Source organism: Herbiconiux sp. L3-i23, assembly GCF_023734115.1.
In the GTDB taxonomy this organism is placed as follows: Bacteria; Actinomycetota; Actinomycetes; order Actinomycetales; family Microbacteriaceae; genus Naasia.
In genome coordinates, this window is record NZ_AP025737.1 from 2,734,990 (window position 1) to 2,757,813 (window position 22,824).

General features: G+C 70.4%; 24 protein-coding genes. 7 read left to right on the plus strand and 17 right to left on the minus strand.

Going from position 1 to position 22,824, the window contains the following annotated elements; genetic code table 11:
• Positions 1–34 precede the first annotated feature (34 nt).
• Positions 35–1,537 carry an IMP dehydrogenase gene (guaB, locus tag NGH83_RS13040; protein WP_251856684.1) on the minus strand — a complete coding sequence of 501 codons (1,503 nt, stop codon included), beginning with the start codon at positions 1,535–1,537 and terminating at the stop codon, positions 35–37.
• A 256-nt stretch (positions 1,538–1,793) separates the two neighbouring features.
• Here guaB and NGH83_RS13045 point away from each other — a divergent pair, with 256 nt between their 5' ends.
• The 5 genes from NGH83_RS13045 to NGH83_RS13065 all read left to right on the plus strand — a co-directional run bounded on the left by NGH83_RS13045 (position 1,794) and on the right by NGH83_RS13065 (position 6,771).
• Positions 1,794–3,125: a branched-chain amino acid ABC transporter permease gene (locus NGH83_RS13045; RefSeq protein ID WP_251856685.1), complete on the plus strand. Its 1,332-nt coding sequence runs from the start codon at positions 1,794–1,796 to the stop codon at positions 3,123–3,125.
• Positions 3,126–3,139: 14 nt separating this feature from the next.
• Positions 3,140–4,120, plus strand: a complete 981-nt coding sequence (locus NGH83_RS13050; protein WP_251856686.1) for a branched-chain amino acid ABC transporter permease — start codon at positions 3,140–3,142, stop codon at positions 4,118–4,120.
• Positions 4,113–5,051 carry an ABC transporter ATP-binding protein gene (locus NGH83_RS13055; protein WP_251856687.1) on the plus strand — a complete coding sequence of 313 codons (939 nt, stop codon included), beginning with the start codon at positions 4,113–4,115 and terminating at the stop codon, positions 5,049–5,051. The genes NGH83_RS13050 and NGH83_RS13055 overlap by 8 nt, the downstream gene beginning before the upstream one ends.
• Positions 5,048–5,845 carry an ABC transporter ATP-binding protein gene (locus NGH83_RS13060; RefSeq protein WP_251856688.1) on the plus strand — a complete coding sequence of 266 codons (798 nt, stop codon included), beginning with the start codon at positions 5,048–5,050 and terminating at the stop codon, positions 5,843–5,845. The genes NGH83_RS13055 and NGH83_RS13060 overlap by 4 nt, the downstream gene beginning before the upstream one ends.
• Before the next feature lie 194 nt (positions 5,846–6,039).
• Positions 6,040–6,771 carry a hypothetical protein gene (locus NGH83_RS13065; protein ID WP_251856689.1) on the plus strand — a complete coding sequence of 244 codons (732 nt, stop codon included), beginning with the start codon at positions 6,040–6,042 and terminating at the stop codon, positions 6,769–6,771.
• Positions 6,772–6,853: 82 nt separating this feature from the next.
• On the opposite strand, the gene NGH83_RS13070 is transcribed toward NGH83_RS13065, so the two are convergent.
• From NGH83_RS13070 to groES, 4 genes are all read right to left on the minus strand, one after another.
• Positions 6,854–8,143, minus strand: a complete 1,290-nt coding sequence (locus tag NGH83_RS13070) for an ABC transporter substrate-binding protein (RefSeq protein WP_251856690.1) — start codon at positions 8,141–8,143, stop codon at positions 6,854–6,856.
• 133 nt (positions 8,144–8,276) lie between these two features.
• Entirely contained in the window at positions 8,277–9,554 is a 1,278-nt protein-coding gene (locus tag NGH83_RS13075; RefSeq protein WP_251856691.1) for an ABC transporter substrate-binding protein, read from the minus strand.
• A gap of 103 nt (positions 9,555–9,657) precedes the next feature.
• Positions 9,658–10,602 (minus strand): EamA family transporter RarD, encoded by a 945-nt coding sequence (gene rarD, locus NGH83_RS13080; protein WP_251856692.1) that lies wholly within the window; start codon positions 10,600–10,602, stop codon positions 9,658–9,660.
• A 99-nt stretch (positions 10,603–10,701) separates the two neighbouring features.
• Positions 10,702–10,998, minus strand: coding sequence for a co-chaperone GroES (gene groES, locus NGH83_RS13085; RefSeq protein WP_251856693.1), 297 nt, complete (start codon positions 10,996–10,998; stop codon positions 10,702–10,704).
• Between the two features lie 139 nt (positions 10,999–11,137).
• Between groES and NGH83_RS13090 the strand changes: the two genes are divergently transcribed.
• Positions 11,138–12,340, plus strand: coding sequence for a class I SAM-dependent methyltransferase (locus NGH83_RS13090; protein WP_251856694.1), 1,203 nt, complete (start codon positions 11,138–11,140; stop codon positions 12,338–12,340).
• Here NGH83_RS13090 and NGH83_RS13095 read toward each other — a convergent pair.
• The 11 genes from NGH83_RS13095 to glmS form a co-directional block, all read right to left on the minus strand.
• Positions 12,334–12,774 carry a DUF4190 domain-containing protein gene (locus NGH83_RS13095; RefSeq protein WP_251856695.1) on the minus strand — a complete coding sequence of 147 codons (441 nt, stop codon included), beginning with the start codon at positions 12,772–12,774 and terminating at the stop codon, positions 12,334–12,336. The two genes, NGH83_RS13090 and NGH83_RS13095, sit on opposite strands and share 7 nt — an antisense overlap.
• Positions 12,775–12,877: 103 nt before the next feature.
• Entirely contained in the window at positions 12,878–13,279 is a 402-nt protein-coding gene (locus tag NGH83_RS13100; RefSeq protein WP_251856696.1) for a DUF4190 domain-containing protein, read from the minus strand.
• On the minus strand, positions 13,276–13,695 hold the full coding sequence (locus NGH83_RS13105; RefSeq protein ID WP_251856697.1) for a DUF4190 domain-containing protein: 420 nt from the start codon (positions 13,693–13,695) through the stop codon (positions 13,276–13,278). Before NGH83_RS13105 ends, NGH83_RS13100 begins: the two co-directional genes overlap by 4 nt.
• Positions 13,696–13,776: 81 nt before the next feature.
• The gene (locus tag NGH83_RS13110) at positions 13,777–14,076 is read right to left on the minus strand and encodes a DUF4190 domain-containing protein (protein WP_251856698.1); all 300 of its coding nucleotides are present in this window, start codon (positions 14,074–14,076) and stop codon (positions 13,777–13,779) included.
• 144 nt (positions 14,077–14,220) lie between these two features.
• The gene (tsaD, locus tag NGH83_RS13115; RefSeq protein ID WP_251856699.1) at positions 14,221–15,285 is read right to left on the minus strand and encodes a tRNA (adenosine(37)-N6)-threonylcarbamoyltransferase complex transferase subunit TsaD; all 1,065 of its coding nucleotides are present in this window, start codon (positions 15,283–15,285) and stop codon (positions 14,221–14,223) included.
• Positions 15,278–15,775, minus strand: coding sequence for a ribosomal protein S18-alanine N-acetyltransferase (gene rimI / locus NGH83_RS13120; protein ID WP_251856700.1), 498 nt, complete (start codon positions 15,773–15,775; stop codon positions 15,278–15,280). Before rimI ends, tsaD begins: the two co-directional genes overlap by 8 nt.
• Entirely contained in the window at positions 15,772–16,380 is a 609-nt protein-coding gene (gene tsaB, locus NGH83_RS13125) for a tRNA (adenosine(37)-N6)-threonylcarbamoyltransferase complex dimerization subunit type 1 TsaB (RefSeq protein WP_251856701.1), read from the minus strand. Before tsaB ends, rimI begins: the two co-directional genes overlap by 4 nt.
• A gap of 4 nt (positions 16,381–16,384) precedes the next feature.
• Positions 16,385–16,918, minus strand: coding sequence for a tRNA (adenosine(37)-N6)-threonylcarbamoyltransferase complex ATPase subunit type 1 TsaE (tsaE, locus tag NGH83_RS13130; RefSeq protein ID WP_251856702.1), 534 nt, complete (start codon positions 16,916–16,918; stop codon positions 16,385–16,387).
• 13 nt (positions 16,919–16,931) lie between these two features.
• Positions 16,932–18,029: an alanine racemase gene (gene alr / locus NGH83_RS13135; RefSeq protein WP_251856703.1), complete on the minus strand. Its 1,098-nt coding sequence runs from the start codon at positions 18,027–18,029 to the stop codon at positions 16,932–16,934.
• Positions 18,026–18,385, minus strand: a complete 360-nt coding sequence (locus NGH83_RS13140; RefSeq protein WP_251856704.1) for a holo-ACP synthase — start codon at positions 18,383–18,385, stop codon at positions 18,026–18,028. Before NGH83_RS13140 ends, alr begins: the two co-directional genes overlap by 4 nt.
• A gap of 4 nt (positions 18,386–18,389) precedes the next feature.
• Entirely contained in the window at positions 18,390–20,237 is a 1,848-nt protein-coding gene (gene glmS, locus NGH83_RS13145) for a glutamine--fructose-6-phosphate transaminase (isomerizing) (RefSeq protein WP_251856705.1), read from the minus strand.
• Positions 20,238–20,354: 117 nt separating this feature from the next.
• Between glmS and coaA the strand changes: the two genes are divergently transcribed.
• Positions 20,355–21,302 carry a type I pantothenate kinase gene (gene coaA, locus NGH83_RS13150; protein WP_251856706.1) on the plus strand — a complete coding sequence of 316 codons (948 nt, stop codon included), beginning with the start codon at positions 20,355–20,357 and terminating at the stop codon, positions 21,300–21,302.
• Between the two features lie 155 nt (positions 21,303–21,457).
• Here coaA and glmM read toward each other — a convergent pair whose 3' ends face one another.
• Positions 21,458–22,819, minus strand: a complete 1,362-nt coding sequence (gene glmM, locus NGH83_RS13155; RefSeq protein ID WP_251856707.1) for a phosphoglucosamine mutase — start codon at positions 22,817–22,819, stop codon at positions 21,458–21,460.
• Between the last annotated feature and the right edge of the window lie 5 nt (positions 22,820–22,824).

Here is a 22,824-nt window from a genome sequence, read left to right on the forward strand (position 1 = left end):
GCCGGAACGTGCGCGCTCGCCCGGAACGCCCTACCTAGCGGCGGTAGTTGGGGGCTTCCACGACCATCTGGACGTCGTGGGGGTGGCTCTCCTTCAGGCCGGCCGCCGTGATGCGCACGAAGCGGCCCTTCTCCTTCAGCTCCTCGATGGTGCGCGCGCCGGTGTAGAACATCGACTGGCGGAGGCCGCCGGTGAGCTGGTAGACGACCGACGCGACCGGGCCGCGGTACGGGACCTGGCCCTCGATGCCCTCGGCGATGAGCTGCTCGTCGCTCGGCACGTCGGCCTGGAAGTAGCGGTCGCGCGAGTACGAGGTCTTCTTGCCGCGGGTCTGCAGCGCGCCGAGCGAGCCCATGCCGCGGTAGTTCTTGAACTGCTTGCCGTTGATGAAGACGAGGTCTCCGGGGCTCTCGTCGGTGCCGGCGAGCAGCGAGCCGAGCATCACGGTGTCCGCGCCCGCGACGAGCGCCTTCGCGATGTCGCCCGAGTACTGGAGTCCGCCGTCGGCGATGACCGGGATGCCGGTCTCGCGCGCGGCGAGCGACGCCTCGTAGACCGCGGTGACCTGCGGCACGCCGACACCGGCGACGACGCGCGTGGTGCAGATGGAGCCCGGGCCGACGCCGACCTTGATGGCGTCGGCGCCCGCGTCGACGAGCGCCTGCGCGCCGCTGCGGGTCGCGACGTTGCCGCCGATCACGTCGATGCCGCCGAAGGCCGAGTCGGACTTCAGACGGCGGATGATCTCGAGCACGCCCGCGGAGTCGCCGTTCGCGGTGTCCACGACGATGACGTCGACCCCGGCGTCGCGCAGCGCCCCGGCACGCTGCCAGGCGTCGCCGAAGAAGCCGATCGCGGCGCCGACGCGGAGGCGCCCCTCGGAGTCCTTCGTGGCGTTCGGGTACTTCTCGCTCTTGTCGAAGTCCTTGACCGTGATGAGGCCGCGCAGCTTGCCGGCGCCGTCGACGATCGGCAGCTTCTCGATGCGGTGCTGGGCGAGCAGCGCGACGGCGCCGTCGGAGTCGATGCCGACCGGCGCCGTGATGAGGTCCTTCGAGGTCATGACGTCGCGGACGAGCGTCGTCGCCTTCTCGAACGGCGAGACGAAGCGCATGTCGCGGTTGGTGATGATGCCGACCAGGGTCCCGTCGCCCTCGACGACGGGGAGACCGGAGACGCGGTACTGACCGCACAGCGCGTCGACTTCGGCCACCGTGGCGTCGGGCGTCGTGGTCACCGGGTTGGTGATCATGCCCGACTCGCTGCGCTTGACCTTGTCGACCTGCTCGGCCTGCTCCTGGATGGACAGGTTGCGGTGGAGGATGCCGATGCCGCCCTGGCGGGCCATCGCGATCGCCATGCGGGACTCGGTGACCGTGTCCATGGCGCTCGAGAGCAGCGGCGCCGCGACCTGGATGCGCCGCGTCAGCCAGGAGGTCGTGTCGGCCTCGCTCGGGATGACGTCGGTGTGCCCGGGCAGGAGCATGACGTCGTCGTAGGTGAGGCCGATGAAGCCGAACGGGTCGTGACCGCTCAATGGGGTACCTTTCGCGCGTTGCCGGGGGCCCGGAAGAGAACCGAAGATCCCCGGCGGTTGTGCCGGATCCGGGCGACGCTGCTGACCGGTTCTTCATCTTAACCGCGTGGGAGAGGATTACTTCCCTGTAGCGTTGCTAACAAGTCGATGCATTATTGCTACCGGAAACACGTCGGCAATAATCGGCCCGTATGGTCGGACATCGCCGTTCGACCAGTCCGGCGTTCCACAGCCGCCGGTCCAGCCAGGAGGAACTGTGTCCAATCCAGGACTCGCCCGCTCGCGCACGCTCCGCGTGACCATCGCGCTCGGGGCTCTGCTCCTCGCGATCGCCGCGCTCATCGGGTTAGCACCCGCGGCGGCGAACGCGACGACGACGCCCGAACCCACCCCGACGCCCACCGGCGACTTCACCAACACGTACACCATCGGTGGCGTCATCAAGAGCGGCGACGAGCTGCTCGAAGGAGTCGAGGTCCTGGTCGAGGGCGACGGCTTCGAGGAGACCGGTGTGACCGGCCCCGACGGCCGCTGGAGCGTCAGCGTGCCGCAGCCGGGCGACTACACGGCGCAGCTCGTGGTCGAGAGCCTCCCCGAGGGCGTCGCACCGCGCGACCCCGACAACATCACCCGCGAGGTGAGCATCGGCACGACCAACACGGTGAACGTCCTCTTCCCCACGGGCGAGGGCACGGTGTCGACGACGACGATCTGGGACACGATCTTCACCCGCCTCGTCTACGGCCTGAACTTCGGCCTGCTGCTGGCGCTCGCCGCGATCGGCATCTCGCTGATCTTTGGCACGACCGGCGTCAACAACTTCGCGCACGGCGAGATGCTCACCTTCGGCGCCATCTTCTTCTACCTCTTCAGCACGCAGCTGGGGCTCAACGTCATCGTCGCACTGCTGCTCACCCTCGGCCTGTCGGCAGCGTTCGGCTGGGCGCAGGACACGGTGCTGTTCAAACCATTGAGGCGCAAGGGCGTCGGACTCGTCCAAGTGCTCATCGTGACGATCGGTCTCTCGATCGTCGTGCGCTACCTCTACCTCTACTTCTTCGGCGGAGGAACGCAGAACCTCAACATCGGCATGACCGAGACGGTCTCGTTCGGTCCGGTGACGATCACGCTCGTGTCCGTCATCAGCATGGCGGTCAGCATCGTGATGCTGATCCTCGTCGGCCTGTTCCTCACCCGCACCCGCATCGGCAAGGCGACCCGCGCGGTCAGCGACAACCCGTCGCTCGCCGCCGCGTCGGGCATCAACGTCGACCGCGTCATCCGCATCGTGTGGGTGCTCGCCGCCACGCTCACCGGCCTGTCGGGTGTGCTGTACGGCCTGTACCGCGGTGTCACCTGGGACATGGGCTTCGCGATCCTGCTGCTGCTGTTCGCCGCGGTCACCCTCGGCGGTCTCGGCAGCGCGTTCGGCGCGCTCGTCGGTTCGCTGATCATCGGCATCTTCACCGAGCTCTCGACCGTATGGATTCCGCCGGACCTCCGGTACGCGGTCGCCCTCGTGGTGCTGATCCTTGTCCTGCTCGTGCGACCGCAGGGTGTCCTGGGTCGCAAGGAACGCATCGGCTGACGGGAGAGTAAGAAATGGACTGGGGAACAATCCTCGGCAATGCGGCCGGCGAGCTGATCAGCCCGACCACCGCTGCCTACGCTCTCGCCGCCATCGGCCTCAGCGTGCACTTCGGCTACGCCGGCCTGCTGAACTTCGGGCAGGCGGGCTTCATGGCGATCGGCGCCTACGCGTTCGCGATCACCACCCTCGAGCTCGGCTTCCCGGTGTGGCTGTCGATCCTCTTCGCGATCCTCGCGTCGGTGATCTTCGCCTTCATCCTCGGTATCCCGACACTGCGGTTGCGGGCGGATTACCTGGCGATCGTGACCATCGCGGCGGCCGAGATCGTCCGCTACGTGGTCTCGACCGTCGGCTTGACCGATATCACCGGCGGCTCGCAGGGCCTCAGCGGTTTCAACCGCGGCTTCCAGGACCTCAACCCCATCCCGGACGGCACGTACGGGTTCGGTCCGTGGGTGTACTCGGCCGACCAGTGGTGGGTGCGCATCTTCGGCTGGGGTCTCGTCATCATCGCGACGGTCATCGTGTGGGCGCTCATGCGCAGCCCGTGGGGTCGCGTCGTGAAGGGCATCCGCGAGGACGAGGACGCGGTGCGCAGCCTCGGCAAGAACGTCTACTCCTACAAGATGCAGGCGCTGGTGCTCGGCGGGATCTTCGGCTCGCTCGCCGGTGTCGTCTTCATCCTGCCCCGCGCCGTGCAGCCGGGTAACTACGGCACCGCGTTGACGTTCTTCATCTGGACCGCGCTGCTGCTCGGCGGCGCCGCCACCGTGCTCGGCCCGATCGTCGGCGCCATGGCGTTCTGGGCGGTGCTGTCGCTCACGAACGGTGTGATCGTCGGCCTGCGCGACACGGGGATCCTCCCCTTCATCTCGACGACGCAGGCGGGTCAGATCCGATTCATCCTCGTCGGGCTCGCCCTCGTGCTGCTCGTGATCTTCAGACCACAGGGCATCTTCGGAAACAAGAAGGAGCTGTCGTTCAATGTCTGATGCACAGCTGACGGCCACCCACCCGTTCGTCAAGGGCGAGGTCCGCCCCGGATGCGAGAAGGTCGACCCGATCGTCGTCGCCGACAACGTGACCCGCCAGTTCGGCGGCCTGAAGGCGGTCGACGTCGAGCACCTCGAGATCCCGCGGGGCGCCATCACCGCGCTGATCGGCCCCAACGGCGCCGGCAAGACGACGTTCTTCAACCTGCTGACCGGCTTCGACAAGCCGAACACCGGCCGGTGGAGCTTCGAGGGGTCGAACCTCGCCGGCGTGCCCGCCTTCAAGGTGGCGCGCCGGGGCATGGTCCGCACCTTCCAGCTGACGAAGTCGCTCGGTCGTCTGTCGGTGCTGCAGAACATGCTGCTGGGTGCCACGAAGCAGTCGGGCGAGAACATCTTCCGCGCGCTGATCCCGGGTCTGTGGCGCAAGCAGGAGCAGGAGATCACGGCCCGTGCCGACGACCTGCTCGGCCGGTTCAAGCTCGACGCCAAGCGCGAGGACTACGCGGCGTCGCTGTCGGGCGGTCAGCGCAAGCTCCTCGAGATGGCGCGGGCGCTGATGAGCGACCCGAAGCTGGTCATGCTCGACGAGCCGATGGCGGGCGTCAACCCGGCGCTCACGCAGAGCCTGCTCGGCCACATCCTCGACCTGAAGAAGCAGGGCATGTCCGTGCTGTTCGTCGAGCACGACATGCACATGGTGCGCCACATCTCCGACTGGGTCGTCGTGATGGCCGAAGGTCGCGTCGTCGCAGAGGGCCCGCCCGAGACCGTGATGTCCGACCAGGCCGTCATCGACGCCTACCTCGGCGCCCACCACGACACCGACCTCGGCGACATGACCGCGGCCGAGGTCGAAGCCGTGCACCAGGAGTTCGAAGCCGAAGACGAAGCGGACTTCGAGGACGACCAGAAGGGCGCACGCTCATGACCGACGCATCCCCCGCCGCCGTCGCACCCCGGTCCGCGGCCGACGCGGTGCTGCGCACCGACGACCTCGTCGCCGGCTACCTGCCCGGCGTCAACATCCTGAACGGCTGCACGGTCGACGCCTACCAGGGCGACCTCATCGGCATCATCGGCCCGAACGGCGCCGGCAAGTCGACGCTGCTGAAGGCCATCTTCGGCCAGGTCAAGATCCGCGGCGGCGGCATCTACCTGAAGGGCGAGGAGATCACCGGCCTCAAGGCCGACAGGCTCGTCGGCAAGGGCGTCGGCATGGTGCCGCAGAACAACAACGTCTTCCCGAGCCTCTCGATCGAAGAGAACCTGCAGATGGGGCTCTTCCAGAAGCCGAAGCTATTCAACGAGCGTTTCGAGTTCGTCTCGACCCTGTTCCCCGAGCTCGGCAAGCGTCGCCGTCAGCGCGCCGGATCCCTGTCGGGCGGTGAGCGGCAGATGGTCGCGATGAGCCGAGCGCTGATGATGGACCCGTCGGTGCTGCTGCTCGACGAGCCGTCGGCCGGCCTCTCCCCCGTTCGTCAGGACGAGACGTTCCTGCGCGTGGCCGAGATCAACCGGGCGGGTGTCACGATCATCATGGTCGAGCAGAACGCGCGTCGCTGCCTACAGATCTGCCACCGCGCGTACGTGCTCGACCAGGGCAAGGACGCGTACACCGGCACCGGTCGGGAGCTGCTCAACGACCCTCGCGTGATCGAGCTCTACCTCGGCACCCTGGCCGCCGACGAGGACGCCAAGCGCAAGGGCGCTCCTCCCGCCTGACGGACACGAGCATGACGCCGCCGGCCTCCCGATCGCGCTCCCGCGCGTGGGCGGCACGGCGGCGTTCTGCGCTGCGGGCGCTGCTCTTCAGCCTCGGAGGGGCGCTCGTTCTGGCAGGGTGCTCGAGCCCTTCCGCCCCGGTCCCATCGGACTCCCTCGCTCAGGGCCCTCCCCCGGCAGAGCTCGGCATCTCGGTGATCCAGCTCCGCGGGGACATCAGCGTCGGCCGGATCCAGCTGCGGCTGGTCAACGAGGCGGACTCGACGATCGAGGTGACCTCGGCCCGCCTGGTGTCACCCCTGCTCGGCGGCGAGGTCCGCTGGACGAAAGCGCCGGCGCGGATCGCGGCCGGCGCGACCGTCGACCTGCCGTTCCTGCTGCCCGTACTCGACTGCATCGAGGACGCGGAGCCGCTCAGCGCCGTTCTGCAGACCGGAACGGAGGGCGGCGACCCTCGAGCGTTCACCGTGATCCCCGACGATCCTCTCGGCGCTCTGGCCCGGCTCGAAGGCGAGACGTGCCTCAAGCAGCGCGTGGCCGAGACGGTCGAGATGACCGGATCGTCGGTGGAGGTGACCGGGTCAGGATCCGATGCCGTCGCGCGCCTCACGGTGTCGGTGAGGCCCACAGGGGGTGGCGCGGCGGTCGTGCTCGACTCGATCCGTTCGACGGTACTGCTGACCCCGCGAGGCGGCGAGCAGTGGCCGTTGGGGCTCGTGATCGACGCGTCGTCCGAGGAGCAGGAGGTCGTGCTCGACATCGTCCCGCGGCGGTGCGATGCACACGCGCTCGGCGAGGACAAGGTGGGTACCGTCTTCCCCGTCGTGGTGGACGGCGACGGCTCGTTCCCCCTGCCTCTCGCCGACGGCGTGAAGAACCAGTTGCTCGACTTCGTCTCGCTGCACTGCGGGCTCGGCGCCGACTAGCGCACCTGAGACACGCAGAAGGGCCCGACGCCTTCGCGCCGGGCCCTTCCGTGGTGCAGCCGGAGCTGCGTACCGCGGGGACTTACTCGTTGAGCGAGCCGAACTCCGCGTTCAGCAGCGTGTACTTGTTGTCCTCGCCGTACTGGTAGATACCGATGTAGGCCTCGGTCGGGTCGCCGTTCTCGTCGAACTCGATGGGGCCCGAGATGCCGTTGTAGTCGATGTCTTCGCCCTCGTTGATGAGCGCGAGGCAGTCGGCGAACGTGGTGCACTCGGTGCCCTCGGTCGTGACGGACATCAGGTTGTCGCGGATCGAGGCACCCGAGTCGTCACCGGCCTGAGCGGCGGCGAGCGCGGCGACGATCACGGCGTCGTACGACTCCGGCGCGTAGCTGAAGTCGGTGAGCGCCGGGTCGATCTCGAGCAGCTTCGCCTGGAAGGTCTCGTCGGCCGGGTTTCCGGGCAGCGTGCCCTTCGCGCCGGCGAGGGTGCCGGGCTGGAACTCGTAGCTGTTCGAGAGGTTGCCGTCGACGAAGTAGACGCCCGATCCCGGGAAGCCCTGCGTGTTGACGAGCTCGGGGATGATCGAGGCGGTCTCCTCGAACGCGATCACGGCGACCGCGTCGGGCTGGGTCGCGAGGACCTCGTCCACCTGCGAGGTGAACACCGTGTCACCCGGGTTGTAGGGCACCGCCGCGGTGACGGTGCCACCGGCGGACTCGATGGCCTCGGTCGCGTTGTCGGTGAGGCCGATGCCGTACGGGTCGTTGATGTAGATGATGCCGACGTTCTCAGCGCCGTCGCCGACGATGAGGTTGCCCAGCACGCGACCCTGCAGCACGTCGGAGGGGGCGGTGCGCCAGTAGTAGCCGTCGTCCTCGTAGGTGGTGAAGTCGGGCGAGGTGTTCGCCGGCGAGATCTGCACGATGCCCGCGTCGACCAGCTGGTCGATGAAGGTGAACGAGACACCCGAGGACGCGGCACCCACGACGATGTCGGCACCGACGTCGACGAGCTCACCCGCGGACTGGGTCGCGATGTCGGTGGTGGTGTCACCGGAGTCGCGCTCGTTGAGCTCGACCGTGAAGGGGAACTCCTCGCCGGTGGCCTCGATGTCGGCGATGGCGGCCTTGACACCGGCGACCTCGGGCGGACCGAGGAACGCGAGGTTTCCCGTCGCGGGAAGGATGGTGCCGACGGAGAAGACGCCGTCGCCGGTCGCGCCCTCGGTCGACGTGGTCTCCTCGGTCTCTGCGGGCGAGCTCGCGCAGGATGCGAGCAGAAGCAGGCCGGCGCCGAATGCGGCGACCTTCGCTCCGCGAGAGATCAGAGTCGAGCCTTCAGAAGCGGTGCTCCTGAGGAATGCGCTCATGGTGCTCCTCGTATGTGTGATTGAGAACTGACGCGTGTGCACGCGACTTCATCACGCTAGGTGGCGAGGTGGCGGGAAACAATACAACGGTGTTACGACCGTGTAACACAGCTAAATCGTTACAGTCCGTGACCTACATGGACGACGCGGCACGTACGAGGACGGCGCGCTCGTAGACCGGCCGACCGTCGGCTGCCACAGTGAACAGGGGCAGCGCCGCACTCGAGGCGCGGCCCTGCTCGTCGAAGTCGAACGGGCCGGAGACGCCCTGGTAGTCGATGTCGTCCTCGGTCTGCAGGACGGACAGGCACTCGGCGTAGCTTGCGCACGGAATCCACGTCGTCGAGGCGGCGGGGAGCGCGGCGACGACGGACTCTCCGCCGTCGTCGCCGGCGGTGACGGCGGCGAGCGCCGCGAGGACGGTGGCGTCGTACGCCTCCGCCGCGAGCGCGGTCGAGGTCACCGCAATCGAGGACAGCGCAGACGAGGACAGCGCGGGATCCATGGCCAGCAGGGTCGCACCGAAGGCGTCGTTCGGCACCGATCCCGAGCCGAGGATCCGCACCCCCTCCGCCGCCGCGGCGACGGCGGTGAGATCGGGCACCGCGCCGGCGATCAGGATGCGCGACGACGGGACCCCTGCGGCGAGGAGGGATGCGACGGCACCCGCGATGTCGTCGGCAGCGTCCCCGGCGACGACGACGGTGTCGGCGTCGGCCGACTGCGACGCGATCCGGGCGGGCCCGCGAGTCATCTCGACAACGGTCGAAGCGTCGGCGTCGACTCCGAGCGCACCGCGGGCGGTGACCGCACCTTCGACCAATTCCGCGCCACGATCATCAACGGGCACGAGCACCGCGGTGTCGTCCCCCAGCTCGACGGCCACGGCGTCGCCGGCCACGGATGGGCCCGGCAGGACACGGACCACAGGTGCCGACGGGTCCGCCTCGTCGTCCGTCTCGGCGGCGGAGGTGAGCGACAGCACGGCGACGCGCGCCGCGGCCGCGAGCGGCAGGGTTCGGGCGAGCAGGCTCGCGTCGGCGGGTCCGATGACGACGTCGACGCCCTTGGCGGTCAGCTCGGCGAACGAGGTTTCGAGCGTCGCCGTCGCCGGATCGCCGACATCGCGATGGAAGACCCGCACCGCGCTGCCGGCCACACCGCCGGCCTCGTTGATGGCCCGCACCGCCGCTTCGACACCGGCGATCTGCGCCGCCCCGTCGGCGGCGAGCGCGCCGGTCGTCGAGGTGAGCGTCCCGATGGTGAGCACACCGTCGCCGTACGGGACGACCGCGGTGCGGGTCGGCGTCGGCTCAGGAGCCGCCGCGACGGGCGCGTAGCAGGCGGTCAGCGCCGCGATGACGCCGAGCACGAGGAAGGGCAGAGCATGAGCACTGCGCGATTGCCTCATCCGATCCCCCGACCCCTCGCGGCAGGAACCTCCGCGCGTCATGACCGTAGCGGCGCACCTCCCGCTCGCAGGGCACCGCGGCGGCGCGTCGCACGGCCGCGGATCAGGGCGTGGGTTCGGTGGGCGGGCGGCGTGCGCGGCGGCCCGCGGTGATCGCGTCGGTCGAGAGCAGGATGAGGGCGACCCACACGAGCGCGAAGCCGAACAGCCGCTCGGGCGGCATGTCCTCTCCGAGGAGGAGCGTGCCGATGAGGAACTGCAGGACGGGGGTGACGTACTGCACGAGGCCCATGTAGGTGAGCGGCAGCCGCGACGCGGCGCTCGCGAAGAGCAGGAGCGGCACCGCCGTCACCGCGCCGGCCGCCAGGATCGCCACCGTGTTGAACGCCCCGGCGCTGCCGAACACCAGGCCGCTCGTGCTCGCCACGATGGCGAGCACCACCGCGGCGAGCGGCGACACCCACGCCGTCTCGAGCGTCAGCCCGCTGACGGCGTCGACGGTGCCGCCGACCCGGTTCTTGACGAGGCCGTACAGGCCGAACGTGAAGGCGAGAGCCAACGCGATCCACGGCACGGTGCCGTGCCCGATGGCGAGGACGAGGACCGCGACGACGCTGATCCCGACGGCGACCCATTGCAGGGGCCGCAGCCGTTCGCGCAGCACGACCACCCCGAGGAACACCGTCACGATGGGGTTGATGAAGTAGCCGAGCGATGCTTCGACGACCTGCCCGGTGAGGGTCGCGTAGAGGTAGATCAGCCAGTTGAAGAAGATGAGCACGCCCGCGGCACCCATGATCAGCACGGTGCGGGGGCGGCGCACGATCGCGATCAACCGCGACCACGACCGGGTGACGGTGAGCAGGATGACGCAGAAGGCGAGTGCGAAGAGCACCCGCCATCCGACGATCTCGAACGGCCCGGCCGGAGTCAGTGCGAGGAAGTAGAGGGGGAAGAGACCCCAGAGGGAGTGGGCGCCGAAGGCGGCGAGAAGGCCCGCGGTGCGCGAGGGGTGCGCCTTGACGGACGGGGTCGGCGCACTGCTCACCGACCCGATCCTAGGGCGTCGGCGACGCTCTCCCGGGAACGGCGAAGGCCCGCACGCCGGAGCGTGCGGGCCTTCGGTCGATCAGACCTGATCGGTGCGTCAGCGGACGACGACCGCGAGCACGTCGCGGGCCGACAGGACGAGGAAGTCGTCTCCGCCGAACTTGACCTCGGTGCCACCGTACTTGGAGTAGATCACGCGGTCGCCGACGGCGACGTCGAGCGGGACGCGGTTGCCGTTGTCGTCGATGCGACCGGGGCCGACCGCCACGACCTCGCCCTCCTGGGGCTTCTCCTTGGCGGTGTCGGGGATCACGAGGCCCGAGGCAGTGGTCTGCTCGGCTTCGACCTGCTTGATGACGATGCGATCTTCGAGCGGCTTGATGGAAACCGACACGGGTGACCTCTTCTTTCTTGACCGGAAGCTAGGTGGTTGGCACACGCCAGTGCGGAGTGCCAACGACGAGTCTAGAACGCGCGCTGGCACTCATGCAATGCGAGTGCCAGCGCACGGGAGCCTGATTAGTGTTGTCGGGATGCTGGCCGACGAAGCGCGTGAACTGCTCTCCACCGACGGGTTGCGACTGCTCGACCAGGTCGGGCCGTACCGTTCCGGCGCGGACGTGTTGCGCGAGAGCGCGCGACTGCGCAAGGCGGGGCACTCTCCCGCGCTCGTCGCGGCCGTGCTCACCCAGGCGCGACTGCGCGAGCGCGCCGCCGCGAAGTTCGGGCCGTTCGCAACCCGGATGCTGTTCACCGAGGCGGGGCTCGAGCAGGCCACCCGTCTGCAGTTGGCGGCGCTGCACGCGGGCCGGTTCCGCTCGATCGGCGCGCAGCGGGTCGCGGACCTCGGGTGCGGTATCGGCGGCGACGCGATGGCACTCGCCGCGCTCGACCTCGCGGTGACCGCTGTCGACCGCGACGAGGTGACGGCCGCGTTCGCCGCGTACAACCTCGCCCCGTTCCCGAACGCGGAGGTCCGGTGCGAGAGCGCGGAGAGCACCGATCTCGACGCGGTGGACGCCGTCTTCCTCGACCCTGCCCGCCGCTCCGCGGGCCACTCCTCGAGTACCCGCCTGAAGCCCACCGACTGGTCGCCGTCGCTCGACTTCGCCTTCCAGCTCGGCGACCGCCTGCCGGTTGGCGTGAAGCTCGGGCCCGGCATGGACCGCGACCTCATCCCGCCCATCAGCGAGGCGCAATGGATCACGGTCGACGGCGACACCGCTGAGCTCGTGGTCTGGCTGGGTGGCGCGGCCCGACCGGGCATCGGCCGATCCGCGCTGGTGATCGCGAACGGCGAGTCGATCGAGCTGGTCGCCCCCGCCGACAGCGAGGACCCCGACACGGTCCCTCTCGGCGCCTACCTGCACGAACCCGCCGGATCGGTGATCCGCGCACGTCTGATCGGCGATCTCGCGCGTCGACTGGACGCCGGGCGGGTGCATCCCGAGATCGCCTATCTCACCGGCGACCGGCCGAGTCCCGACCCGCTCGCCGCCAGCTTCGCCGTGCGCGAGGTCTGGCCGATCGACGAGCGCAGCATCGCGCGGGAGCTGCGCCGCCTCGAGATCGGCACCCTCGAGATCAAGAAGCGCGGAGTCGACATCGATCCGGCCCAGTTCCGCAAGCGGCTCGGTCTCCGCGGCCCCGAGAAGGCGGTCCTGATCCTCACCCGGGTCGGCGAGCGCCGGGTCGCGATCCTCGCCGACCGGCTGCAACCGGCACCCGCTCAGTAGGTCGCGCTCCCCGCGGCGACCCCGCCGAGGATGAGGAACGGGATCACGAAGGAGGCGACCAGAACGATGGCGCCGATCACACCGAAGGCGATTCCGATGTACCCGGTGACGAGTCCCGTCACGGCGAACGGACGCCCGGCCGGTTCGCGGCGCAGACCCATGTGACCGAGGATCACTCCAACGATCGACGGAACGCCGAGCAGGAACCAGCCGGCGACCAGCCCGACGATGCCGAGCACCATCGACGCGATGCTGAGACCGCGCGGCGGCTGGTACTGCGGCTGGCCGTACTGCGAATACTGCGGCTGCGGGTACGGCGCAGCCTGATATTGCGGCTGCGGGGACGGTGCTGCCTGGTACTGGAGCGGCGGAGTCTGGGCCTGCCCTGCCGGTGCGGGCTGCGCGCCGTGGCCTTCGGGAACGGTGCCGGACATCGGGTCTCCTCCTTCGTACCGGTTCTTCCCACCGGCGCCATCACGGACGGCGCCCAGGCTATCGGCCCGGCGGCTATCGGCGCGCGAGTTCCGCTGCGGAGGCTCAGCCCGGCAGGGTCACCGCCGGTGCGAGCACCGCGAAGTAGAGGATCCAGAAGACGACCGAGACAGCGAGTCCCGCCCATCCGAGGATGACGGCCGCTCGAGCGAGCCGCGCCCCACCCGAGTCGCGCCGGCGGATGCGGGCGTTCGCCCAGTAGCCGAGCACGAGGGCGGCGACGCTGAGAAGCAGCACACCCGCGATGAGGGCGAGCACCGCGACCGGGTCGGCGGGCTTCCTCGGCGGGGCGGCGGGCGGGTCGACGACGGGCGGTTCAGCGCCGAGCGCGGGGGCCTCATCCGCGTTCGCGGAGTCCTCGGTGTCCGGCGGCGGGGCGGGAAACGCCGACGGGGCGGTCGGCCACTGCTGACCGGCCGCCCCGTCTGGCGATGCGGGATCGCTCAATACTCGTAGTTGTACGAGCCGTCGTAGCTCGAGATGGTGACGAAGAAGAAGACGGTGATCAGGATTCCGATCAGGAACAGCAGGAGTCCGACGAAGCCGGTGATGATGCCGGTGAGCCAGAAGCCCTTGGCCTGCGGTTCCTTGCGCTTGCCGAGGAAGCCGAGCACAACGGCGGCGGCCGGGAACCACAGCTGCAGGATGGGGCCGGCCACCGGGATCCAGAAGACGCCGAGCCCGCCGACGACACCGAGGATGCCGCCGATCATCGACAGGATGCTGAGGATCGGGGTCTTGGCGGGCGCAGCCGGCGTACCCGAGTAGGGCTGCTGGGCGTACGGCTGCTGCGAGTAGGCCGGGCTGCTCGGCGCGGCGTACGGGTCTTCCGGCGGCGGCGGAGGCGGGGTCTGGTCAGACACGGATCGTCCTTTCGAAACGGATGCTCACAGCAAGTATGGCGTGAGCACTTCGGAGTGCGTCTCTGAAGTAGCGCGTCGGGCTCAGTAACTCGTCGGGGCGTACTGGGCGCTCGCGATGATGAGCGGCACGATGATGGCGACGGCGATGATGCCGAGGACCAGGGTCACGTATCCGATGATGAGCGCCGCGATACCGAAGCCGCGGCCCTGCTGACCGGTCTTCTTGATCTGCGACAGTCCAATGTGGCCGAGGATGATCGCGACCACGGTGAAGCCGAGCAGCGACAGCACGAAGGCGACGATGCTGAGCACGTTCCAGGGTGCCGGGGCGGGGGCCGAGCTGTACGAGGTCGGCTGCGCCGAGTAACCCGGATCGGTCATGGATGGGCCTTCTTCCGTGAGTCATATGCGGCGTCCAGGAACGGCCGCCTCCGCAATCGTGGCAAGCCCGTCCGCGCCCTGTCAACGTCCGAGACGCGCGGAGTAACCCCGGTCCACGGGCGCGTGCCGGGCGCGCGGCGGCGGTCAGGCGACGAGGACCTCGGTCACGGGCAGCGTCGAGTCGGCGCCGAAACCGGGCCCCGACGGAACGCGACCCGCCTCGACCAGCTGCGCCCCGACGGCGGCGATCATCGCCCCGTTGTCGGTGCAGAGCGGCAGCGGCGGGATGCGCAACGCGACCCCCGCCGCCGCGGAGCGCTCCTCGGCGAGCGCGCGGATGCGCGCGTTGGCGACGACTCCACCGCCGAGGAGGAGGCGTGGGATGCCGGTGTCGGCGCAGGCGGCGAGCGCCTTGGTGAGGAGGACGTCGGCGACCGCCTCGCGGAAGCTCGCGGCGACGTCTGCGACCGGGACCGGCGTCCCCTCATCGGCGGTGCGCTCCACCCACCGGGCCACGGCGGTCTTCAGCCCCGAGAAGGAGAAGTCGTAGCGGTGCCGCTCGAGATCGGCGGGCTTGGTGAGTCCGCGCGGGAAGCGGATCGCCCGCGGGTCGCCGAGAGCGGCGGCGCGATCGATCTCGGGTCCGCCGGGATAGGGCAGCCCGAGCAGGCGCGCGACCTTGTCGAACGCTTCCCCCGCGGCGTCGTCGATGGTCTCGCCGAGCAGTTCGACGTCGTCGATGAGGTCGCGCACGAGCAGCAGCGAGGTGTGCCCGCCCGAGACGAGCAGCGCGATGGTCGGCTCGTCGACGGCCTCGCTCGGAGCCTCGCCGGGTGCGCGGAGGCTGTCCGCCCCGACGTGGCCCACCAGGTGGTTGACGCCGTAGAGCGGCAGCCCCGTCGCGTTCGCCAACCCCTTCGCGGCGCCGATGCCGACCATGAGGGCGCCGGAGAGACCAGGCCCGGCGGTCACCGCGAGGGCGTCGAGCTCGTCGAGGCCGACCCCTGCGTCGTCGAGGGCGAGGCGCAGGGTGGGTTCGATGGCCTCCAGGTGGGCGCGGGCGGCGACCTCGGGCACGACGCCGCCGTACCGCGCGTGCTCCTCCATCGAGGAGGAGATGCGGTTGGCGAGCACGGTCCGCCCGCGCACGATGCCGACACCGGTCTCGTCGCACGAGGTCTCGATGCCGAGGACGAGCGGTTCACTCATGCGCGTCTCCTGCGGGTGCGGTGCGGGGCGCGGTGGCGACGCGGCGCATGACGACCGCGTCGACCCCGTCGGGCTGGTAGTACCGGGGGCGGACGCCGATCGCCTCGAAGCCGTTGGCCTCGTAGAGGGCCCGAGCGGGAGGGTTGTCGGCGCGGACCTCGAGGAACACCTGCTGCGCTCCCCTGCGCCCCGCTTCGGCGATGAGCGCCAGCAGCAGCGTGCGTCCGAGCCCGGCGCGGCGGACATCGCCGCGCACCGCAAGGGTCTGCACGTCGGCGTCGCCACTGCCGTGCGGCGCCATCAGGCCCGCGTACGCGACGATCTCGTGGGGCGCATCGACCGTCTCGGCGACGAGGTAGTACGAATGCGCTCCCGCGAGTTCCTGTCGCATGAGGGTCTCCGACCAGGCGTCGGTCGGGAACGTCGCCGTCTCGATCGCCATGATCGCGTCGAGGTCGCCCTCCCCCGCGCGACGCAGCTGCCAGGTCATGACACCCGCTTCGGTGCGGAGAGGGTGACATCGGGTGACCGCAGGTAGAGCGGCTCGACCGGGGTCGCCCGTCCCGATCGGCGGAGCCGCTCGGCGAGCACACCGAGACTCGCCGCCGAGACGGAGGTCGCATCGATCCGGCGCGCGGCGGCGGGGAGGTCGTCCGGTCGCGCCAGCGCGGGGCCCTCGACGCGTCGCGGCAGTCCCGCCTCGTCGAGTCCGGCGTAGCGCGACCAGTAGCGCTCGCGGCGGCGGGCGTCGGTGACGACGAGCACGTCGCCCCATCCGCCCGCGGAGTAGTGGGCCGCCGCGATGGCGTCGTGGCTGACGACGCCGATGAGCGGGGTGCCGGCGCCGAACGCGAAGGCGCGCCCGGCGGCCATCCCGACCCGCAGGCCGGTGAACGGCCCGGGCCCGGTGCCGATCGCCACGGCCGAGAGCGCGGCGGGCGACGCGCCCGATTCGGCGAGGACGGCGGCGATCAGTTCGCCGACCACCTCGGCGTGGCGCATGGGGTCGGGTTCGGTGCGCTCGGCGAGGATCCCGAACTCGTGGTCGACGACGGCGACACTCGTGCCGGCCGAACTGTCGATCGCGAGAAGCACCGGATCAGTGTAGAGCGCCGATCTCCTCGGCACTCCACCGCGGCTCCGAGGCGTCGATGCGCAGGAGGCGGGTCTCGACCGGTTCGTCGGCCGCGTCGTCGTCCGCTCCGCCGTCCGCGCCGCGCTCGTCCCCGGTGGCCGCGGAGCCGGCGCCCAGCGGACGCTCGATGGTGATCGCGAGGACGGAGCCGGCATCATCGGGCGCGTAGTCTGCGGCCCACTCGGCGACGACGACCGAACCGGCGTAGTCGAGGTCGAGATCGTCGAGCTCGACCGCCGAGCCCAGCCGGTAGGCGTCGACGTGCACGAGGGCGGGCCCCCCGACGAGCGAGGGGTGGGTGCGCGCGAGCACGAAGGTGGGGCTCGTCACCGGACCGCGCACGCCCATGCCCTCGCCGATGCCGCGCGTGAGGGTGGTCTTGCCCGCGCCGAGCGGCCCGGTGAGCAGCACCAGGTCGCCGGCGCGCAGCATCCGGCCGAGCCGCACCCCGATCTCGTGCATGTCGTCCGGCGTCGAGACCTCGATGACGCTTCTCATGAGCCGACCCTGCTCATGATCTGCGGGCGACCCGCGGACCGACGCGGGTGACGACCTCGTAGTTGATGCTGTCGCTCCACGCGGCCCAGTCGTCGGCGCTCGGGTAGCCCTCGGCGGGGTCGCCGAAGACGACGACCGGGTCGCCGACCGCGACCTCGGCGTCGCCGATGTCGACGACGAACTGGTCCATCGCGATGCGCCCGCGCACCGGGTGTCGGCGTCCGCCGATCCACACCTCTCCCCGACCGGAGGCGGCGCGGGGGATCCCGTCGGCGTACCCCAGCGGGACGAGCACCAGTCGCGTGGGCTGCTCGGCGCGCCAGGTGAGGTCGTACGAGACGCCCGCGCCGGGCTCGACCTCGCGGACGAGCGCGACGCGGCTGCGCAGCGTCATGGCGGGGCGCAGCCCGAGATCGGCGCCGGACGCGTCCCCGAACGGGGAGAGCCCGTAGCAGCCGATGCCGATGCGGACCAGGTCGAAGCGGGCGTCGGGGCGTCGCAGCGCTCCGGCGGTGCTCGCCAGGTGCCGCAATGGGACCTCGAGTCCCGCACCGCGCGCGGCGGCGAGTGCGCGCTCGAACGCCTGCACGGCGCGGGCGTCGTCGGCGTCGGAGGCGTTGGAGAGGTGCGAGAACACGCCGCGGACCCGCAGCGCACCGTCGCGCTGGAGCCGGGCGGCGCGGGCGAACACCTCGTCCCAGTCGTACTCGGCGAAGCCGTTGCGGTTGAGTCCCGTCTCGACCTTCAGCTGGATCGACGCGGCGCCGGACGGCGACGCGGCGATGCGTTCCAGTTGCTCCCGCGTCGAGATGCCGAGGTCGAGACCCGCGGCGACGGCCGGTTCGAAGTCGGCGAAAGGGTCGTGCAACCAGGCGAGGATGGGCGCGTCGATTCCGGCGGCCCGCAGCTCGAGGCCCTCGGCGATGTCGGCGACCCCGAGCCAGTCGGCGCCCCCGGCGAGCGCGGCCCGCGCGGCGGTGACCGCACCGTGCCCGTACCCGTCGGCCTTCACGACCGCCATGGTGTGCGCCGTTCCGACCGCGGCACGGATGGCGGCGACATTGTGCGCGATCGCGCTCGCGTCGATCACCGCCTCGCGGATGCCGCTCACGGGCGCTCCCCCTCGGCGACGAGGAACGCGCAGGCCATGCCGCCGTCGTGCGACAGGGACAGGTGCAGCGACGTGATGCCGCGCGCGGCGATGGCGTCGGCGGAGCCTCCGCTCACCGTGATCGAGGGATTGCGGTGCAGGTCCGACTCGACGACGATCTCGTGCCAGGACAGCCCGGTCGCCTCCCCGACCGCCTTCACCAGCGCCTCCTTCGCCGCGAACCGCGCCGCCAGCGACGCGACAGGGCGGCCCAGCTCGCTGTCGACGAAGAGCCGGGCGGCGAGGGACGGGGTGCGCGCGAGCGACCGCTCGAAGCGTCCGACGTCGACGATGTCGACGCCCACTCCGATGATCACGTCGCTACTCGACCGTCACGGACTTCGCCAGGTTGCGCGGCTGGTCGACGTCGAGGCCCTTGGCCGCGGCGAGCTCCATCGCGAAGATCTGCAGCGGCGCGACCGCGAGCAGCGGTTCGAACAGCGGACCCGCGAGGGGGATGCGCAGCACGTCGTCGGCGAACGGCAGCACGGCGACGTCGCCCTCTTCGGCGATCGCGATGACGTGGGCGCCACGGGCGCGGATCTCCTGGATGTTCGAGACCACCTTCGGGTGCAGCGAGTTGCTGTCACGCGGGCTCGGCACGACGACGAAGACACGCTGACCCGGCTCGATGAGCGAGATGGGCCCATGCTTCAGCTCGCCGGCGGCGAAGCCCTCGGCGTGGATGTACGCGATCTCCTTGAGCTTCAGCGCACCCTCGAGCGCGATCGGGTAGCCGACGTTGCGGCCGAGGAACAGCACCGAGCGGGTGTCGGACATGCCGCGGGCGAGGTCGGCGATGCGCTCGCCGGATTCGAGCACCTTCGACAGCTTCGCGGGCAGAGCCTGCAGCTGGTCGAGGTCGTCGGCGATCTCCTCGGGGCTGCGGCTGCCGCGCAGCTCGGCGAGGTGCAGGGCGACGAGGTAGAGGGCGACGACCTGGGCGACGAACGCCTTCGTGCTCGCCACCGCGACCTCGGGGCCGGCGTGGGTGAACAGCGCGGCCGAGGACTCGCGGGCGATGGTGGCGCCCTGCGTGTTGCAGATCGAGAGGGTGGTCGCGCCGCGTTCCTTGGCGTACTTGACCGCCATCAGCGTGTCCATGGTCTCGCCCGACTGGCTGACCGAGATCACGAGCGTTCCGGGCGAGAGCACCGGGTCGCGATAGCGGAACTCGTGCGCGAGCTCCACATCCGCGGGCACGCCGGCCCACTTCTCGATCGCGTACTTGCCGAGCAGGCCCGAGTAGTACGCGGTGCCGCAGGCGAGGATCAGCACCCGATCCGCGTCCTTCAGGGCGGCGGCGATCGAGTCGAGCTCGCTGAGGTCGGTGACGCCGTCGCCGATGCGGCCGCGGAGGGTGTTCGCGATCGCGTCGGGCTCCTCGCTGATCTCCTTCGCCATGAAGCTCGACCAGCCGCCCTTCTCGGCGGCGGACGCGTCCCACGCGACCTCGAACTCGCGGGTCTCGACCGGCTCCCCGTCGAAGTCGGTGACGGTGACCGAGTCGGGACGGATGGTGACGATCTGGTCCTGCCCGATCTCCATCGCGCGGCGGGTGTGCTCGACGAACGCGGCGACATCGGAGCCGAGGAAGTTCTCCCCCTCCCCGAGGCCGATGACGAGCGGCGAGTTGCGGCGGGCGCCGACGACGACGCCGGGCTCGTCCTGGTGCACGGCGAGCAGCGTGAACGCGCCGTGCAGGCGGGCGACGACGTCGCGGAACGCGACGGTGAGGTTGCCGGTGCGGCGGTACTCGTCGCCGAGCAGCAGGGCGGCGACCTCGGTGTCGGTCTCGCTGGTGAACTCGTGGCCGCGCGCGAGCAGCTCGGCCTTCAGCTCGGAGAAGTTCTCGATGATGCCGTTGTGGATGAGCGCCAGTTTGCCGTCGTCACCGAGGTGCGGGTGGGCGTTGCCGTCGGTCGGGCCGCCGTGGGTCGCCCAGCGGGTGTGGCCGATGCCCGTCGTGCCGTCGTGCAGCGCGTCCGCGGCGAGGTCGTCCGTCAGCCGGTTGAGCTTGCCCGCCCGCTTGCGCGTGTTGAGGGAGCCGTCGGGGGCGATGACCGCCACACCTGCCGAGTCGTATCCGCGGTATTCGAGGCGCTTGAGCCCCCCGATGAGCACATCGAGGCTCGGCTTGTTTCCGACGTATCCGACGATTCCACACATGGGGTCGATTCTATGGGCGACCAGGGATACGGCCCTCCCCAGTGCGAGGGACTGCTCACCCGAGGGCGCCGCCCGCCCGTGCGTGGTCGCGACGCGCGAGGGACTAGCCTGGGGGCGATGACCGACACCGGGGCCGTGAGCACGCAACCGTCCCCGTTCCGCGAAGTCGGTCGGGACCGCTGGGCCGAACTCGCGCCGAGCACGACGCTACCGCTCACCGAGGCGGACCTCGTCCGGCTCCGCGGCCTCGGGGAGCCGCTCGACGCCGCCGAGGTGCGCGAGGTGTACACCCCGCTCAGCCGCCTGCTGAACCTCTACGCCACCGGCGCCGCCGCACTGCAGCGCAGCACCAGCGCCTTCCTCGGAGACCCGGGCACGAAGGTGCCGTTCGTCATCGGCATCGCCGGATCCGTCGCGGTCGGCAAGTCGACCGTCGCGCGTCTGCTGCGGGAGCTGCTGTCGAAGTGGGAGGGCACGCCGCGCGTCGAGCTCGTCACGACCGACGGCTTCCTCTTCCCGAACGCCGAGCTGGAGCGTCGGGGGCTGATGGCGCGCAAGGGATTCCCGGAGTCGTACGACCGACGGTCGCTGCTGCGGTTCGTCAGCCGGGTGAAGAGCGGCGTCGACGAGGTGCGGGCGCCGTTCTACTCGCATCTGAACTACGACATCGTCCCCGGCGCCGAGATCGTGGTGCGCCAGCCCGACGTGCTCATCGTCGAGGGCCTCACGGTGCTGCAGCCGCCCTCGTCGAGGTCGGGTCTCGCCCTGTCGGACCTGTTCGACTTCGGCATCTACGTCGACGCGCGCACCTCGGACATCGCCCGCTGGTACGAGGAGCGCTTCCTGCGCTTGCAGCGCGGCGCGTTCACCGACCCGAAGTCCTACTTCCACCGGTACGCGTCGCTGACCGAGGACGAGGCCCGCGCCAGAGCCCGCTCGCTGTGGACGCAGATCAACGAGCCGAATCTGGTCGAGAACATCCTGCCGACGCGTTCACGGGCGACGCTGGTGCTCCGCAAGGCGAGCGATCACGCCGTCAAGGACGTGCTCCTCCGCAAACTCTGACCCCAGGGAACTTCCTCCCCTGGCGAGCTGGGCCCACCGCGCGTTTCAGCGCGGGGGAGGTGTGTTGTTGCGAGCGCGCCTGTCTGAACACCCGCGGTCGGAGCAACACACCGCGCTCGCGGGGGTGACGTCGCCAGAGCCGGAGTTGGTGCCGGCTAGCGGGCGAGGCGCTCGCGCACGATGTCGGCGAGCGAGTTCGCGATGCGGTCGGCGGACACCTGGTCGGCCGCCTCGACCATCACGCGCACCATCGGCTCGGTGCCGGACGGGCGCAGCAGCACCCGACCCGAGTCGCCGAGCTCGGACTCCGCGTCCTTCACGGCGCCGGCGATGACGTCGTCGTCGGCCAGCCGGTGGTGGTCGATGTCCTTCACGTTGACGAGGATCTGCGGGTAGACCGTCATCGCGGCGGCCAGCTCGCGCAGCGGACGTCCGGTGCGCGCCACCTCTGCAGCGAGGTGGAGGCCGGTCAGCAGCCCGTCGCCGGTCGTGGCGAAGTCGCTCATGATGACGTGCCCCGACTGCTCGCCGCCGAGCGAGAGCCCGCGGGCGTTGAGCTCTTCGAGCACGTAACGGTCGCCGACGCGGGTCTGGATGGTCGAGATGCCGCGGGCTTCGAGCGCGAGCTTCAGGCCGAGATTGCTCATCACCGTGGTGACGAGGGTGTTCTGCCGGAGGACCCCGCGCTCGGCCATCGAGATCGCGAGGATCGCCATGATCTGGTCGCCGTCGACGATGTTGCCGTCGGCGTCGACCGCGAGGCACCGGTCTGCGTCGCCGTCGTGGGCGATTCCGAGGTCGGCGCCGTTGACGCGGACCGCTTCCTGAAGGGGGCCGAGGTGCGTCGATCCGACGCCGTCGTTGATGTTAATGCCGTCGGGATCGTTGCCGATGACCGTGACACGAGCGCCCGCATCGGCGAAGAGCTCGGGCGAGATCCCGGCGGCGGCGCCGTTGGCGCAGTCGATCACCACGTGCAGCCCGTCGAGACGGTGCGGCAGGGTGGACAGGAGGTGGAGGACGTAGCGGTCCTCGGCGTCGGCGAAGCGGCGGATGCGGCCGACGTCGCTGCCGACGGGCACGAGCTTCTCGCCATCGATGGCCTGCTCGATGCGGTCTTCGACCTCGTCGGGCAGCTTGACGCCGCCACGGGCGAAGATCTTGATGCCGTTGTCCGGCGCCGCGTTGTGGGACGCCGAGATCATGACGCCGAAGTCGGCGTCGATGTCGGCGATCAGGTACGCCGCCGCGGGGGTCGGGATGACCCCCGCGTCGAGTACGTCGACCCCGGAACTGGCGAGCCCCGCCGCGACGGCGGACGTGAGGAACTCGCCGGAGATCCGGGGGTCGCGGGCGACGACCGCTGAGGGTCGCCGGCCCGCGGCCCGCCGTGCTTCGGCACTACGACCGGTGCCGAACACGACCGCCGTCGCTTGCGCGACGGACAGCGCGAGTCCGACGGAGACGTCGCGGTTCGCGAGTCCCCGGATGCCGTCGGTGCCGAAGAGGCGGGGCACAGCTG